Origin of the sequence: Embleya sp. NPDC008237, from assembly GCF_042956465.1 — a bacterium.
In the GTDB taxonomy this organism is placed as follows: Bacteria; Actinomycetota; Actinomycetes; order Streptomycetales; family Streptomycetaceae; genus Embleya.
Map to the genome: position 1 here is coordinate 519,643 of NZ_JBIBGL010000004.1, position 15,855 is coordinate 535,497.

Annotated in this window: 10 protein-coding genes; 6 read left to right on the forward strand and 4 right to left on the reverse strand. The window is 73.5% G+C overall.

Annotated features, from left to right (window positions below):
- The first annotated feature begins 178 nt into the window (after nucleotides 1-178).
- From ACFZBU_RS12750 to ACFZBU_RS12760, 3 genes are all read left to right on the forward strand, one after another.
- Nucleotides 179-3,712, forward strand: coding sequence for an amino acid adenylation domain-containing protein (locus tag ACFZBU_RS12750; protein WP_391583524.1), 3,534 nt, complete (start codon nucleotides 179-181; stop codon nucleotides 3,710-3,712).
- 661 nt (nucleotides 3,713-4,373) lie between these two features.
- Entirely contained in the window at nucleotides 4,374-7,073 is a 2,700-nt protein-coding gene (locus ACFZBU_RS12755) for a SpoIIE family protein phosphatase (protein ID WP_391583525.1), read from the forward strand.
- Nucleotides 7,074-7,297: 224 nt separating this feature from the next.
- The gene (locus tag ACFZBU_RS12760; protein ID WP_391583526.1) at nucleotides 7,298-8,227 is read left to right on the forward strand and encodes an alpha/beta fold hydrolase; all 930 of its coding nucleotides are present in this window, start codon (nucleotides 7,298-7,300) and stop codon (nucleotides 8,225-8,227) included.
- A gap of 6 nt (nucleotides 8,228-8,233) precedes the next feature.
- Here the strand turns inward: ACFZBU_RS12760 and xylB are convergent, their stop codons facing one another.
- Nucleotides 8,234-9,691, reverse strand: a complete 1,458-nt coding sequence (gene xylB / locus ACFZBU_RS12765; RefSeq protein WP_391583527.1) for a xylulokinase — start codon at nucleotides 9,689-9,691, stop codon at nucleotides 8,234-8,236.
- Between the two features lies 1 nt (nucleotide 9,692).
- Nucleotides 9,693-10,850 (reverse strand): xylose isomerase, encoded by a 1,158-nt coding sequence (gene xylA, locus ACFZBU_RS12770; RefSeq protein ID WP_391583528.1) that lies wholly within the window; start codon nucleotides 10,848-10,850, stop codon nucleotides 9,693-9,695.
- A gap of 1,051 nt (nucleotides 10,851-11,901) precedes the next feature.
- On the opposite strand from xylA, the gene ACFZBU_RS12775 reads away from it, so the two are divergent.
- On the forward strand, nucleotides 11,902-13,095 hold the full coding sequence (locus ACFZBU_RS12775) for an ROK family protein (RefSeq protein ID WP_391583529.1): 1,194 nt from the start codon (nucleotides 11,902-11,904) through the stop codon (nucleotides 13,093-13,095).
- Between the two features lie 74 nt (nucleotides 13,096-13,169).
- On the opposite strand, the gene ACFZBU_RS12780 is transcribed toward ACFZBU_RS12775, so the two are convergent.
- Nucleotides 13,170-13,475, reverse strand: a complete 306-nt coding sequence (locus tag ACFZBU_RS12780) for a hypothetical protein (RefSeq protein WP_391583530.1) — start codon at nucleotides 13,473-13,475, stop codon at nucleotides 13,170-13,172.
- A 136-nt stretch (nucleotides 13,476-13,611) separates the two neighbouring features.
- Between ACFZBU_RS12780 and ACFZBU_RS12785 the strand changes: the two genes are divergently transcribed.
- Nucleotides 13,612-14,457, forward strand: a complete 846-nt coding sequence (locus ACFZBU_RS12785; protein ID WP_391583531.1) for an amidohydrolase family protein — start codon at nucleotides 13,612-13,614, stop codon at nucleotides 14,455-14,457.
- Between the two features lie 2 nt (nucleotides 14,458-14,459).
- Nucleotides 14,460-15,422 (forward strand): IclR family transcriptional regulator, encoded by a 963-nt coding sequence (locus ACFZBU_RS12790; protein ID WP_391583743.1) that lies wholly within the window; start codon nucleotides 14,460-14,462, stop codon nucleotides 15,420-15,422.
- Between the two features lie 58 nt (nucleotides 15,423-15,480).
- On the opposite strand, the gene ACFZBU_RS12795 is transcribed toward ACFZBU_RS12790, so the two are convergent.
- Nucleotides 15,481-15,834 carry a GNAT family N-acetyltransferase gene (locus ACFZBU_RS12795; protein ID WP_391583532.1) on the reverse strand — a complete coding sequence of 118 codons (354 nt, stop codon included), beginning with the start codon at nucleotides 15,832-15,834 and terminating at the stop codon, nucleotides 15,481-15,483.
- Nucleotides 15,835-15,855: the final 21 nt, after the last annotated feature.

The window sequence follows — 15,855 nt, forward strand, 5'->3', positions numbered from 1 at the left end:
GGGCCCCTTCGGCGCCGACTCCGGGGAGCCGCGCGTTCTCGAACAGTCGAAAAGCCTTGCCTGACTTAGGTTTGCCTACCCTATATTTGTGACGCCGGAGGCGAGTGTCAAGAACGGGTCGCCCGGGCGACCGCCCACTCGCGTCCCGCGGACCCTTTCGCGATCGAAGGAGAACAGCGTGCGGCTGACCGTCGAGGACGTACGACGCGACGTGGCGCAACTGCTCGAAGTGGCACCGGAGTCCCTGCACGACGAGGACGACCTGATCGCGCTCGGACTCGACTCGCTGCGACTGATGCGCCTGGCCGGCGGCTGGCGCCGCAGCGGTGCCCGGGTCACCTTCGCGGACCTGGCCACCGTCCCGACCCTCGCGGCATGGATCGCCCTCCTGGACGACGACACCGCACCGCCGCCGCCCGCTCCGCAGCCCGCACCCGCAGCCGAACCGGCGAGCGAACCCGCCCCGGAATCGGGAACGTTCGCGCTCGCGCTGATGCAACACGCCTACTGGATCGGTCGCTCCGAGGCACAGCCCCTGGGCGGCGTCGCCGCGCACCTGTACACCGAGTTCGACACCGAACCCGGCGACGCGGTGGACCCCGCCCGCCTGCACGCCGCCGCACGCACCCTGATCGCCCGCCACCCCATGCTGCGCGTACGCGTCACCGACGACGGCCGCCAGGAAATCCTGCCCACCGCGCCCGGCGAGGCGCTGCGGGTGCTGGACCTGCGCGACGCGGACATCGACACCGTCGCGGACCGCCTCGACCGCATCCGCGACGAATGCTCGCACCAAATGCTCGACATCGAATCCGGCCGCGTCATCGACCTGCGCGTGACGCTGCTGCCCGGTGGGCGCAGCCGGCTGCACCTGGACGTGGACATGGTCGCGGCCGACGCGCTCAGCTACCGGGTGCTGCTCGCCGACTTGGCCCAGCTGTACGCACACCCCGAACACCCGCCGGCCGAACCGGGCTACGACTACCGCGACTACCTCGCGGCCCGGCCCCCGCTGCGCCGCGCCGCCGCCGAGCGCGCCGCCGCGTACTGGACCGAGCGCCTGCCCGACCTGCCCGGCGCACCCGAACTCCCGCTGCGCAGCCCGCTACCGGCCGACCTGACCCGGGTGACCCGGCGCCACATGTGGCTGGACCCGGAGGAGCGCGGCCACTGGTCGGCGCGAGCGCACGCCCACAGGATCACCCCCGCGATGGCCTTCGCGACCGCGTTCGCCGCCGTCCTGGCCGGCTGGAGCGCCACTCCCCGATTCCTGCTGAACGTACCGCTGTTCGACCGCGAGGACCTGCACCCGGACGTACCGCGCCTGGTCGGCGACTTCACCGGTTCCGTGCTCCTGGACGTCGACATGTCCGAGCAGCGCTCCTTCCTCGATCACGCCCGCGCGCTCCAGCTGCGCATGCATCGCGACGCCGCGCACGCCGACCACTCGGGCCTGCACGTGCTGCGCGATCTCGCCCGCGCCCGCGGCGAACAGGTACTCGCGCCGATCGTGTACACCAGCGCCCTGGGCCTGGGCGAACTCTTCGACCCCGACGTGCGCCGCCTGTTCGGCGAACCGTCCTGGATCGTCTCGCAGGGACCGCAGGTGCTGCTCGACGCCCAGATCACCGAGGTGCGCGGCGGTCTGCTGATCAACTGGGACGTGCGCGAGGACGCCTTCCCCGACGGGGTCGCGGACGCGATGTTCGCCGCCTACCGCGAGTTGCTCACCCGCCTGGGCACGGCGCGGGCCGACTGGCGCGAGCCGATCCACGAACTGCTGCCCGCCACCCAGCGGGCCGTCCTCGATCGGGTCAACGCCACCGACGGCCCACGCTCGCACCGCGCCCTGCACGACGGCTTCTTCGCCCACGCCGCCACCCGACCGCACGCACCCGCCCTCGTGTGGGGCCTCGCGGACACCGACGGCGGCACCCTGACCTACGGCGAACTCGCCGACCGCGCACGGCGCGTGGCCACGGCCCTGCGCACGCGGGGCATCGCGCCCGGCGACACCGTCGCGATCACCCTGCCCAAGGGGCCGGACCAGATCGTGGCCGCTCTGGGCGTACTCGCGGCCGGCGCCGCGTACGTCCCGATCGGCGTCGAACAACCACCCGCACGCCGCGAACGCATCCACCGCACCGCCCGGGCCCGCCTGGCCCTGGACGCCGACGGCGCCACCGGCGACTCGCCGCTCGCCGCCGCCCTCGCGCTCACCGAAGCCCTCGCCCACCCCGCCGAAGACCTCGTTCCGGTGCCCGTCGACGAGGAGAGCGTCGCCTACGTGCTCTTCACGTCCGGCTCCACCGGCGAGCCCAAGGGCGTCGAAGTCCCGCACCGCGCCGCGATGAACACCATCGACGACCTCGTCGACCGGTTCGCGCTCGGCCCGGACGATCGCGCACTGGGCCTGTCCGCACTCGACTTCGACCTGTCGGTGTTCGACGTCTTCGGCCTGCTCTCGGTCGGCGGCGCGGTGGTCCTGCCCGCCGACGAGGACCGCCGCGAGGCCGGCCGCTGGGTCGACCTGGTACGCGAGCGGCACGTCACCGTCGTCAACTGTGTGCCGGCCCTGCTCGACATGCTGCTCACCGCCGGCGCCGCGGCCGGCTCGGCGGGCCTGGGCACCGGGTTGCGCGTCGTGCTGCTCGGCGGGGACTGGGTCACCGTCGACCTCCCGGGGCGGCTGCACGCGCAGGCCCCCGGCTGCCGCTTCGTCGCACTCGGCGGCACCACCGAGACGGCCATCCACTCCACCGTGTACGAGGTGCCCGCCGGCACCGAACTCCCCTCCCACTGGCAGGCGATCCCGTACGGCACCCCGCTGCGCAACGTCCGCTGCCGGGTCGTGGACGCGGTCGGCCGGGACAGCCCCGACCTGGTGCCGGGCGAACTGTGGATCAGCGGCGAGGGCGTGGCCGCCGGCTACCGCGGCGATCCCGCACGCACCGCGGACCGCTTCCGCGAGGTCGCGGGCCGCCGCTGGTACCGCACGGGCGACCTGGCCCGGCGACTGCCCGACGGCATCCTGGAGTTCCTCGGCCGCGCCGACCACCAGGTCAAACTGCGCGGCTTCCGGATCGAACCCGGCGAGATCGAGGCCGCCCTGGCGGGCGTGGCCGGGGTCCGGCGCGCGGTGGCCGGCGTGCACGAGGGCGCCCTGGTCGCAGCTGTCGCCGCGGAACCGGACGTGAGCATCCACCGCCTGCGCGACGCGGCCGAGAAGTCGCTGCCGGCCCACATGATCCCCGAGCACATCGCCCTGGTCGACGAACTCCCGCTGACCGCCAACGGCAAGATCGACCGCCGGGCGCTGGCGCCCGTATGGGCACGCGGCCCCGCCGGCCCGCCGCCCGAGCCGCCGCGCACCGACCTCGAACGCCTGATCGCGTCGATCTGGCAGGAGGCGCTGCCCGCCGGCACCCGCGAACTCGGCCGCGACGACGACTTCTTCGCCCTCGGTGGCGACTCGATCCTGGCCACGGCCATCGTCGGCCGACTCCGCGAAACCCTCGGCCCCGACACCGTGACCGTGCGCCGACTCTTCGCCTCCCGCACCGTCGCTTCCCTGGCCACCCACCTACGCACGCACGAGCGAACCCCCGGCCGCCTGGAGCACATCGCCCGAATCCACCTCCAGGTCGCGGCCCTCTCCGACGACGCGGTAAACGCCGCCCTGACCACAACCCCCGGCTCGCCGCCGGCCTGATCGCGGCCGGCGGGACGCACCACGAGGCCTCGCAGACAGGCCTGGTCACGGGTGCGACGGGAGCGGTCTGCGACGGGGGCGGGCCGCGACGCCTGAGGCCGGCTCGTGAGCCTGGTTCGTGCGGCCGGCTCGTGAGTCCGCTTCGTGCGGCCGGTTCGTGCGGCCGGTTGGCGAGCCCGGTCCGGCGGACAGGATCGCTTGGGACCCGTGGAGCGTGCCGGGCCACTACCATCGGTCCCGAGCACTCCACCATGGGTGATGCGCGCGGGCGGGTATTGCGCCGCGGGGGGCGAGTGCCGCCGTCGGAACGGCGCCGAGCAGACCTCCGGCGTGGCCGCCGCGTCCGCAACCGGGCGGCGTTCGCCGTACAGGAACACGTCACGTGGAGGTCACCCGGAGGTCCGGCGCGCCACCCGCGCCCGGCTCGCCCGGGCCGGGACGGCCGGGCGCGTGCATGGCCGCGGACGCCGCTTCGGCCGGGGGCGCGCACCGGCCCGCGTCGGAAAGATCCCGCCGCGTGCGAGGCGACTCGCGCCCGCCCACCCCGCCGACCGCGTTGCCGTCGCCGACCGCACAGTTGCCGACCGCGTCGCGGTCCCCGGCTGCCCCACCCGAGTGTCGCTCTTGGTCAGAGGCGGCCGAGCGGGGTAGAACGATAGACATGGCCGACAGTTTCGGCCGATTCCGGGGCGCATCGGTTCAGTCGCCGTCCGACCGGCGCCCGAGAAGCGTCGCCGGGCAGGTTTTCGTACTGCAAGTGGCCGTCGTGATCCTGCTCGTGGCAGGCGCGGTGCTCGCGCTCGTGCTCCAGTCCCGGTACGACAACGACCAGGAGGCCCGGCAGCGAGCGATCTCCGTCGCGCAGGCTTTCGCGCACTCCCCCGGCCTCGTGGCCGCGTTGGAGTCCCCCGACCCCAGCAGCGTGCTGCAACCGCTGACCGAGGCCGCCCGCCGGGAGGCCGACGTCGACTTCATCGTCGTCACCGACACCCAGGGCATCCGCTACACCCACCCCAGACCGGAACTGATCGGGCAGCGCGTCGTCGCCACCATCGAACCGGCGTTGGCCGGCCACACCCTCGTGGAGAGCGTCCACGGCCCGCTCGGCCACGAGGAACAGGCGGTCGTGCCGGTGATGGATGCCGCCGGCACCGTGCACGGCGTGGTCATCGCCGGCCTCAAGGTCGAAAACGTGAACGGCGTGCTCGACCGGCAGCTGCCGATCATCCTCGGCACCGCCGCGGCCGGTCTCGCGGTGGCCACCGGTGGAACCGCGCTGGTGACCCGTCGGTTGCGGCGCCAGACCCACGGCCTGGACCCCGCCGAGATGACCCGCATGTACGAGCACCACGACTCGGTGCTGCACGCCGTCCGCGAAGGTGTGCTCATCGTCGGCGCGGACACCCGCCTGTTGCTGGCCAACGACGAGGCCGCCCGGCTGCTCGATCTGCCACCCGGCGCCGAGGGCCGGCGGATCACCGACCTGCCCGACCTCGACCCGGGCATGGCGCAATTGTTGGCCTCCGGTCGCCTGGTCACCGACGAGGTACACCTCGCCGGAGGCCGGTTGCTGGCGGTCAACCAGCGGCCCACGGACCGTCACGGCGGCCCCAGGAGCTGGGTCGCCACCATCCGCGACTCCACGGAGCTGACGGCCCTCGCCGGCAAGGTCGAGACGGCGGGCAGGCGACTCAGGCTGCTGTACGACGCCGGCGGATCCATCGGCACCACCCTCGACGTGGTGCGCACGGTCGAGGAACTCGCCGAGATCGCGGTCCCCCGGTTCGCCGACTTCGCCACCATCGACGTGGCCGACCCGGTCCTGGCGGGCGGCGAGCCCACCGGAAACGACGCCAGGATGCGCCGGATCGCCGTCCGCGGCATCCGCGACGACCACCCCCTGTACCCGCGCGGCATGCTCATCGACTTCGTCTCCTCGACCCCGCAGGCGCGCGGACTCGGCAGCGGCCGACCCGAGATCGTCGCCGACCTGTCCACCGCGACCGGGTGGCATGCGCAGGATCCGGAGCGGGCGGGCGAGATCGTCGCGTACGGCATCCATTCACTGATCACGGTCCCGGTCCAGGCCCGCGGCGCCGTGCTGGGCGTGGCCAACTTCTGGCGCCTGGAGCGGCCCGAGCCGTTCGACGAGGAGGACCTGTCCCTGGCCGAGGAACTGGTCGCCCGCGCCGGGGTGAGCATCGACAACGCCCGCCGCTACACCCGCGAACACACCCTCGCGGTGGCCCTGCAACGCAGCCTGCTGCCGCGCGCCCTGCCCGAGCAGAGCGCCCTGGAGGTCGCGCACCGCTACCTGCCCGCACAATCCGGAGTCAGCGGCGACTGGTTCGATGTGATCCCGCTCTCCGGGTGCCGGGTGGCGCTGGTCGTCGGCGACGTCGTCGGCCACGGTCTGCACGCCGCCGCGACCATGGGGCGGCTGCGCACCGCCGTGCACAACTTCGCCACGCTCGACCTGCCCCCCGACGAACTCCTGGATCACGTGGACGACCTGGTCGCCCGGATCGACCAGGACGAGACCGATTCCGCCGTCGGCTCCGGCATCATCGGCGCCACCTGCCTGTACGCGATCTACGACCCGGTCTCCCGACGTTGCACCATGGCCCGGGCCGGACACCCGCTGCCCGCGCTGGTCGACCCCGACGGCCGCGTGGAGTTCCCCGACCTGCCGGCCGGGCCGCCGTTGGGACTGGGCGGCATGCCGTTCGAGACCGCCGAATTCGAGGTGGCCGAGGGCAGTTCGCTCGTGCTCTACACCGACGGCCTGATCGAGGATCGCACCCGGGACTTCGACGTCGGGATGGACCTGCTGCGCCGGGCCCTGGCGCACGCGGGCCGATCGCCGGAGGAGAGTTGTCTGGCCGTGCTGGAGGCGCTCCTGCCCTCGCGCCCCAAGGACGACGTGGCGTTGCTGATCGCCCGCACCCGCGTCCTGGGGCCCGACCGGGTGGCCGACTGGGACGTGCCCGCGGATCCGGCCGCCGTCGCCGGGATGCGCGAGGCGGTGTCCGCGAAACTGGACGAATGGCAGTTGGAGGACCTGTCGTTCGGCACCGAACTCATCCTCAGCGAGTTGGTCACCAACGCCATCCGCTACGGCACCGAGCCGATCAGGGTACGGCTGTTGCGCGACCGCAGCCTGATCTGCGAGGTCACCGACGGCGGCAGTACCGCACCGCACATGCGCTACGCGGCAACGATGGACGAGGGAGGCCGCGGGTTGTTCCTGGTCGCCCAGGTGGCCGCGCGGTGGGGCACCCGCTACCTCCCGGAGGGCAAGGTCATCTGGGCGGAGCAGCCGCTGCCGACCACCGGACCCGCCGGCGAGGGCAAAGGCTGAGCCGACCGAGCCGAGCGCCCACCTCGACACGCCGACAAAGCAGCATCCGGGCGGGCGGCGACGCACCCACCCGCCCGAAAATTCTAATGCCTCAACTCATCTTGACGCATTAGATAGTTCGCCTCTAATGTTCATGGAGTCACCTTCGCATTAGAAGAAGCGGGCTGGGTGTCATGCCGACCACCGGACCCGCCCCACGGCACCATCGACCTCGGAGCACTGCCATGAACCCCATCGCCACCACTGCCACTGCCACTGCGGCCACCGAGACCACCACCGCCGCCGACGCCCGTGTCGTGCGCAGCCACACCGTCGAGATCGACGGTCTGCCCGTGTTCTACCGCGAAGCCGGGAACCCGGCGGCCCCGACCATCGTGCTGCTGCACGGATTCCCCTCCAGTTCCGCGATGTTCCGCGACCTGATCCGCGAACTCGCCGACGACTTCCACCTCGTGGCACCCGACCACATCGGCTTCGGCCGATCCGCGATGCCGTCCGTCGACGACTTCGCGTACAGCTTCGACGCACTGACCGACATCACCCTGGCCCTGCTCGACCGACTCGGACTCGACCGCTTCGCGCTCTACATCCACGACTACGGCGCCCCCATCGGCCTGCGCATCGCCTCCGCGCACCCCCAGCGCGTCACGGCGATCGTCAGCCAGAGCGGCAACGCCTACGTGGAGGGCTTCACGCCCTTCTGGGACATCCTGTTCGCCCATGCCAAGGACCGCGCCACCCACGAACCCGACGTCCGCGCACTGTTGGAAGCCGACGCCACCCGGTGGCAACACACCCACGGCGTGCCCTCCGACCGTCTCGACCGCGTCGACCCGGACGCCTGGCACCTCGACCAGGCCTACCTGGACCGGCCGGGCAACAAGGAGATCCAGCTGCAACTGTTCTGGGACTACCAGTTCAACCTGGACGGCTACCCGACGTTCCAGGAGTACTTCCGCACGCACCGTCCCCCGACGCTGATCACCTGGGGAGCCAACGACGAGATCTTCGGCGCCGAAGGCGCCCGTGCCTATGCCCGCGACCTGCCGGACGCGGAAATCCACCTCCTCGACGCGGGCCACTTCGCCCTGGAAACCCACGGTCCCGAAATCGCCGACCACATCCGCGACTTCCTCGGCCGCAACCGCACGTGACCGGAATCAGCGCGGCGCGGCGGGAGTGAACGCGCCCGGGCCCGGCCCACTTTCGGGTCGGTCGAGGTGGTGCCTGCGGGCCGCCGCGTAGCGTGCGCGGACGGCGGCGTCGGAGCGGCCCGGGGTCAGCACGGTATGCGGTCGGTGCCAGGTCGGCGGGAGGGCGTCGTCCCCGGCCAGGGCCCAGGCGGCCTGGCGGGCCGCGCCGAGGGCGACGTACTCGGCGGGTTCGGGCAGCACGACCGGGCGTTCGAAAAGCGCGGGGGCGATCTCGGCGACGGCCGCGGACCGGGCGGCGCCGCCGGTGAGCACGACCCGCTCACCGGCGACGCCGGCGACGGCCAGCGCGTCGAGGGCGTCCGCCAGTCCGCACAACATGCCTTCCACCGCGGCCCGGGCCAGGTGCGCGGGGGTGGCGGTACGCACGGTGAGGCCGTGCACGGCGCCGGTGGCGTCGGGGAGGTTGGGAGTGCGTTCGCCGTCCAGGTACGGCACGAGCACCAGGCCGTCGGCGCCGGGTGGGGCGGACACGGCGAGTCGGGCGAGCCGGGCGTGGTCCACGCCGAGCATGCGCGCGGCGGCGTCGAGCACCCGGGCCGCGTTGAGCGTGCACACCAGCGGCAGGAACGCTCCGGTGGCGTCGGCGAAACCGGCGACGGCGCCGGTCGGGTCGGCGGTGGCCCGGGTGGTGCGCGCGTACGCGGTGCCGGAGGTGCCCAGGGACACGACGATGTCCGTGCCCGCCGCGCCCAGGCCCAGGGCGGCGGCCATGTTGTCGCCGGTCCCGACGGAGACCGGCGTGCCGCGGTCGGTGTGTCCGGCCAGGGCGCGGGGTCCCGACACCCGGGGCAGCACGGGTGTGCGACCGAAGGCCAGGCGCAGCAAGTCCTCCCGGTAGGCGTCGGCCGCGGGCGACCAGTAGCCGGTGCCCGACGCGTCGCCTCGGTCGGTGACCAGGTCGGCGAGGTCACGACTGCCGGTCAGCCGCCAGGTGAGGTAGTCGTGGGGCAGGCAGACCGCGGCCACGCGGGCCGCGTGGGCGGGTTCGTGTTCGGCGAGCCAACGCAGCTTGGTCACGGTGAACGACGCGACCGGGACGCTGCCGACGGCCCGGGCCCAGGCCGTCGGGCCGCCGAGTTCGCGCACCAGGTCGGCGGCGGCGGGCGCGGACCGGGTGTCGTTCCACAGCAACGCGTCGCGGACCACCCGGCCGTCCTCGTCCAGGCAGACCAGGCCGTGTTGTTGGCCGGCGATGCCCACGGCGGTGACGTCGGCCAGGCCGCCCGCGTCCTCGATCGCGCGACCGAACGCCTGCCACCACGCCTCCGGGGGCACCTCGGTGCCGTCCGGGTGCGGGGCGCGGCCGTGCCGCACCACCGTGCCGGTGTCCGCGTCGCAGACGACGACTTTGCAGGACTGGGTGGAGGAGTCGACGCCGGCGACGAGGGTGTGGGCGGCGGGCATGTCAGCGGGCTCCCAGGATGTGCTCGACGGCCAGTTGGTCCAACCGCTCGTAACCGAGGCCGCGTTCGGCCGCCGCGGCCGGGTCGAAGTCGTCGCCGACCAGGTCCGCGTAGGTCTCGCCGGCGGCGAGCGTGGGCACCGCGAGCCGGTCCAGGCCCGCGGCGGCCATGGCCTCGCGGACCTCGGGGTCCGCCCGGAAGGCGCGGGCGCGCTCGCGCAGCAGCAGATAGGTGCGCATGTTGGCCGCGGCCGAGGCCCACACGCCGTCGGCGTCCTCGGTGCGCAGCGGCTTGTAGTCGAAGTGGCGCGGCCCGTCGTAGCCGCCGTGTTCGAGGAGGTCGACGAGGAAGAACGCGCTCTTGAGGTCGCCGTGGCCGAAGACCAGGTCCTGGTCGTACTTGGGTCCGTGTTGGCCGTTGAGGTCGATGTGGAACAGCTTGCCGGCCCACAGCGCCTGCGCCACGCCGTGCACCACGTTCAGGCCGGCCATCTGCTCGTGCCCGACCTCGGGGTTCACGCCCACCATGTCCGGGTGTTCCAGCCGTTCGATGAAGGCGAGGGCGTGGCCGACCGTGGGCAGGAAGATGTCGCCGCGCGGCTCGTTGGGCTTGGGTTCCAGCGCGAACCGCAGGTCGTAGCCGCGGTCGAGGACGTAGCCGCACAGGATGTCGACGGCCTCCTTGTAGCGGTCGAGTGCGGCGCGTACGTCGGTGCCGGCGTCGGATTCGCCGCCTTCGCGTCCGCCCCAGAACACGTAGGTGTGCGCGCCGAGTTCGGCGGCCAGGTCGAGGTTGCGCATCACCTTGCGCAGCGCGAACCGGCGTACCGAGCGGTCGTTCGCGGTGAACGCACCGTCCTTGAACACCGGGTGGGTGAACAGGTTCGTGGTCGCCATCGGCACCACGAGGCCGGTGGCATGCAACGCGGCACGAAACGCGGCGATCCGCTTGTCCCGGACGGGCTCGTCGGCGCCGAACGGGACCAGATCGTCGTCGTGGAACGTCACCCCGTACGCCCCCAGTTCGGCCAGCCGATGCACGACCTCGACCGGCTCGACCGGCGCCCGAGTGGCATCGCCGAACGGATCACGCGCCTGCCACCCGACCGTCCACAACCCGAAACTGAATCGATCCCCCGGCCGCGGCGCCAAGACGCTCACAGGACCTCCACCCCAATAAGTCTACCCACTGGACTAAACCCCCACCCAACCCCCACCCACCCGACCCTGTCAACCAACCCCGGCCGCCCGACCGCCTGCCCGGGGCGCAACGCGGCGCGGAGAGCGAGGCAAGCGGGCTGCGACGCAGCGTGGGGCGGAGCGGAGGCACGGAGCGTGGGGCGGGGCGGGGCGGAGCGGGGCGGAGGCACGGAGCGTGGCAGGGGCGCGGCAAGGCGGCGAGCGCGGCGGGGCGCGGCAAACGCGGCGGGGCGGAGGCGCGGAGCGGCGCTAGGCGAACGAAACGCGGCGCGGCGCGCTGTGGCAGGGCGTCAGGGCGGCGGGGCAGCGCGGTGCGGCGGGGCAGCGGCGGCGGGGGGGGCGATGCGGTGAGGGGCGGCGCGGTGGAGCGGGGTGTGGCGGAGCGCGGTACGGCGGGGTGCAGTGGGGCGCGGCGCGGCGCGGCGCGGCGCGGAGGAGCGGGGTGCGGCGGGGTGCGGCGCGGTGGGGCGCGGCGCGGTGGAGCGGGGTGTGGCGGGGTGCGAGCGCGGTGGGGCGCGGCGCGGCGCGGTGGGGCGCGGCGCGGCGCGGCGCGGCGCGGAAGAGCGGAGTGCGGCGCGGTGCGGCGCGGAAGAGCGGAGTGCGGCGCGGTGCGGCGCGGAAGAGCGGAGTGCGGCGCGGTGCGGCGCGGAAGAGCGGAGTGCGGCGCGGCGCGGCGCGGAAGAGCGGAGTGCGGCGCGGCGCGGCGCGGCGCGGAAGAGCGGAGTGCGGCGCGGCGCGGCGCGGAAGAGCGGAGTGCGGCGCGGCGGGAGCGCAGCGGCAGGTACGGCGCATACGGCGGGGGTGGGTATGTCAGCCGAACGGTGCGGGGGGTTCGGCCGATGCTGCGGGTGCACGAAGTGCGGCGGGGGCGGTGGGTGCGGGCCGAGTGCGGCGAAGATGGCCGGCGCGGGGTGGGGCGAATGCGGCGAGGTGGCGGCGCGAGGACGTGTCGTGGGCGGCGTGGGAGTGCGTGGTGGGTGGGGTGGGCGGGGGCGGTGCGAGGATTGTCGGCATGAGTACGCCGCGGCCGACGCGCGTTGGCACCATGCGTGAGCGCAACCTTGTGTTGGTCCTCGGCGAGATCGCTCGGCACCAGCCGGTCACGCGTGCCCGGCTCGCCGAGTTGACCGGGCTGACCAAGACCACCGTGACCGCGCAGGTGGCCACGCTGGAGGAACTGCGCCTGGTCACCGGTGCGCTGCCGGTGCGCGAAGGCACCCGGGGACGCCCGGGGGCGCCGCTGTCGCTCGCCCCGGGACCGGTCGCGGGCCTGGGCCTGGAGGTCAACGGGCACTACCTGGCGGCCTGCGTGCTCGACCCCACCGGCGCGGTGCGGGTGCGCGAGAGCCTGGTCTGCGACAACCGGGGCCGCGAACCGCAGGAAACCGTCGCCGCCCTGGCTGCGTTGGCCCGCCGGATCACCGCCCGGGCCGCCACCGCCGGCCTCGACGTGGTCGGAACGGCCGTCGCCCTGCCCGGCGTCATCGTCGAGGACCGGGTCAACGCGCCCAACCTCGGCTGGGAGGCCGTACCCGCCGCAGCACTGCTCACCGACGCGCTCCCGGCCCAGGCGCTCGGCGTCACGGTGGACAACGAGGCGAACCTCGGCGCGCTGGGCGAGCTCTGGTACGGCGCGGGGCGCGGCGCCGGCAGCTATCTGTACCTCTCGGGCGAGACCGGAATCGGCGCCGGCATCGTGGTCGACGGCGAACTCTTCCGCGGCGCCCACGGCGCGGCCGGCGAACTCGGCCACGTCGTGGTCGACCCCGACGGACCCGCGTGTCGCTGCGGCGGGACCGGCTGCCTGGAGCGGGTCGCCGGCCTCGACGCGGTACTGGGGGCGGCGGGCGTATCCGCTGCGAGCGGACGGTCCGAAACCCGACTCGCCGAGTTGATACGGCGTCTGCACGACCACGACCACGACGCCGTGCTCGCGGTGGGTGCCGCCGGACGCGGGCTGGCCGTCGCCCTGGTCGGAGCCGTGAACCTCCTGGACCCGGACACGATCGTGCTCGGCGGCCTGCACGCCCGCCTCGCGCCGTGGCTCATCCCGCCGATCGAGGCGGCCCTCGCGCCCGGCGGCGGCACGCTACGCGGCCGCACCCCCGCCCTGCGCGCCTCGACCCTGGCCGCGGAGAGCGCCGTACGCGGCGCCGCCGGAACCGTCCTCGCCCGGATCCTCACCGACCCGCTCGACCTCGCCTGACCGGCCCCGGCCGAGCACAGACAAGCGCGAACGAACGCGGCCGAGTCGAGGTCGCCACGCCGGTGCGCCCCCGGTCACCCACCCGCGTCGCCCGGATAGGCGATCTCGACGAGCCATTCCGCGCGGGCGAGTGCGTTCAGGTGTTGTTCGGCCATCCGCCGGGTGATGTGCTTGGGCACCAGGCAGGTCGGGCACGCCGTGGGACCGGCCGTGACGGTCAGCGTGACGCCGAGGGCGCCGGTGCAGCTCACCTCCAGCCGGAAGTCGTCGGCGGCGAGCACCGTCGACAGCGGCTCCAGGGCGCGGGTGATGTCCTCGGGGGACGGCGGCATCCTGCTCTCCTTCTCCTGCTGTTCGCCGTGGTCGACGGCGCGCCTCACCTTAGCCGTGTTCGAAATAACCATCAACGAAGTACGAGTATTCGAACCACTCTGCAACTGCCGGCCGCGTCGCGTTGTCCCGGGTGGCCCGGACTTCTAGGATTCGAATATGCGACCTGCTGATCCGACTATCCGGATGCCCCTGGTCGTCGACGCCCACGTGCACGTGGCCTCGGCGGACCGTGAGCGCTTTCCGCTCGCGCCCTCCGGGGTCGGCAGCCCCTGGTTCCACGCGGACGACGTCGGCGCCCGCGAACTGTCCGCCGCGATGCACGCGGGCGGGGTGCACCGCGCGGTGGTGGTGCAGGCGGTGGGCGCCTACGGCTACGACTGCTCGTACGCGATCGACGCCGTGCGGGCCGACCGGGACCGATTCGCCCTGGTCGGCGCGGTGGACATGGACTCCGCCGACCCCGCCTGCGCCCTCGCCGCCCTCGCCCGCCGGGCGGGCGAACTCCTGCGCGGGGTCCGGATGTTCGGCGCACACGGGCACCGGCCGAGCTGGCTGGAGGACGGCCGCGCGGACGAGGTGTGGGCCCTGGCCGGCGAGCTCGGGCTGACCGTGGTCCCGGTGCTGTTCCCCGACGCACTGCCCCGGCTGGGCGCGGTAGTCGCCCGGCACCCGGACGTCCCGGTGGCCCTCGACCACTGCGGCTTCGTGGACCTGACGGGCGGCGCCCCGTTCGCCGCCGCGGCTCCGCTGTTCGACCTGGCCGCCCTCCCGGCGATGCGGGTCAAGGTCTCCACACACGTGCTGAACCGCGCGGCCGTCGAGGGCGACCCGGCCGACCTGGTGGACCGGCTCGCGCAGACATTCGGCGCGGACCGGATGGTGTGGGGATCGGACCACCCGCAGACCGTCGGCTCGCCGTATCCGGCTATGGTCGCCCTGGGCCGGCGGGCCGCACGCCGACTCTCCCCCGCGGATCGCGACGACTTCCTCGGCCGCACCGCACTCAGCCTCTGGTGGAGCGCCACGTGACCATGCCCCAGCCGCCCCACCCGCCCGGGCACGCCCCCGCCGACTCGGGCGATCGATCCGCGTCGCCGCCCACCGACCGGGTGATCGCCGTACTCGACCTGCTCTCGGCCCATCCCGGCCGCGAGTTCACGCTCACCGAGATCATCCGGTACAGCGGGATCAGCAAGGCGACCTGCCACGCGGTGGTGCGCCGACTGGCCGACGCGCACTACCTGTTGCACACGCCGACCGGGTACTCGCTGGGGCCCGCGCTGATCGCGGTCGGCCACTCGGCCGAGCGCTCGTTCCCGGCCGCGCGGGCCGCGCAGCACCATCTGGTGTCCCTGGCCGAGGAGTTCGGCGTACCGTGCACCGCCGCGGTGCACGACAGCAAGACGATCACGGTCGTGGACGCGGCCGGGCCGCGACCCCCCGGCGACGCCTTCGGGAGCGGCCTGCGCATCCCCCTGGTGCCGCCGTACGGCGCGGTGCAGATCGCCTGGTCGGGCGAGGACGAGATCCGAGCCTGGCTCGATCGTGCACCGCGCGCCGACGAGGAGTTCCGCAATCGACTGATCGGCGAACTGGAGACCATCCGCCGGCGCGGCTACGACGTGCATCGCGAGAGCACGGCGTCGATGCGGCTGCGCGAGGCGCTGTACGGGCTGATGCGCGAGGACCTGTCCGCGTCCCAGCAGGAGGCGGTCACCCTGCTCTACACCGAGCTCAGCCACATCGATTCGCTGCCGGAACGTCTCGACGACCGCACCCGCTACAGCGTGAACACGATCTCCGCCCCCGCGTTCGACGCCGACGGACGCACCTCCGTCGTGCTCTCCCTGCTGATGGCCAAGCCGCTGCGCGGCGCCGAGATCGCCCGCGCCGGCAAACGGCTGCTGGCCGCCGCCGCCGACATCACCAGGTCCACGGGCGGCCGGCCCGCCGAGCGCAATAGGGAGTCCCGCCCCACCCGCGCGCCGAAGTAGCGCCGACCCGGCACCCGAGTAATGCTCGAGTAGCGCCGAGCAACCCGGTCCGCATCCCCTATCCGGCAGCCTCCTGCTTGGCGGCCTCGTCGAGCCATTGCAGGATCTCGGGGGTGACCGGGTCGGTGATGTCCGCGAACTCCTCGTGCTTGCCCAGGAATTGCTTGACGTAGGGGCAGACCGGCACGATCCGCTTTCCCGCGGCGCGCACGTCGTTCAGCGCCTCCCGCACGAGTACGGAGGCCAGGCCCCGTCCGGAGAAGGCGTCGTCGATCCTGGTGTGGTAGAAAACACGCTGCTCGCCCCGGTCGCGGTACATCGTGAGACCGGCGAACGCGCCGTCGATCCGAATCTCGTAGCGGTGCCTGTCGGCAACGTTTCGAACGGTGGGTTCCACGGCCTGACCCGTCATCCGCATTTCCTTTCCCTGCCA

Excerpts from the sequence above, each read along its gene's own strand:
- ACFZBU_RS12755 (WP_391583525.1), top strand. The coding sequence starts at position 4,374 with ATGGCCGACAGTTTCGGCCGATTCCGGGGCGCATCGGTTCAGTCGCCG.
- ACFZBU_RS12760 (WP_391583526.1), top strand. The coding sequence starts at position 7,298 with ATGAACCCCATCGCCACCACTGCCACTGCCACTGCGGCCACCGAGACC.
- xylB (WP_391583527.1), bottom strand. The coding sequence starts at position 9,691 with ATGCCCGCCGCCCACACCCTCGTCGCCGGCGTCGACTCCTCCACCCAG.
- ACFZBU_RS12775 (WP_391583529.1), top strand. The coding sequence starts at position 11,902 with ATGAGTACGCCGCGGCCGACGCGCGTTGGCACCATGCGTGAGCGCAAC.
- ACFZBU_RS12785 (WP_391583531.1), top strand. The coding sequence starts at position 13,612 with ATGCCCCTGGTCGTCGACGCCCACGTGCACGTGGCCTCGGCGGACCGT.
- ACFZBU_RS12790 (WP_391583743.1), top strand. The coding sequence starts at position 14,460 with ATGCCCCAGCCGCCCCACCCGCCCGGGCACGCCCCCGCCGACTCGGGC.
- ACFZBU_RS12795 (WP_391583532.1), bottom strand. The coding sequence starts at position 15,834 with ATGACGGGTCAGGCCGTGGAACCCACCGTTCGAAACGTTGCCGACAGG.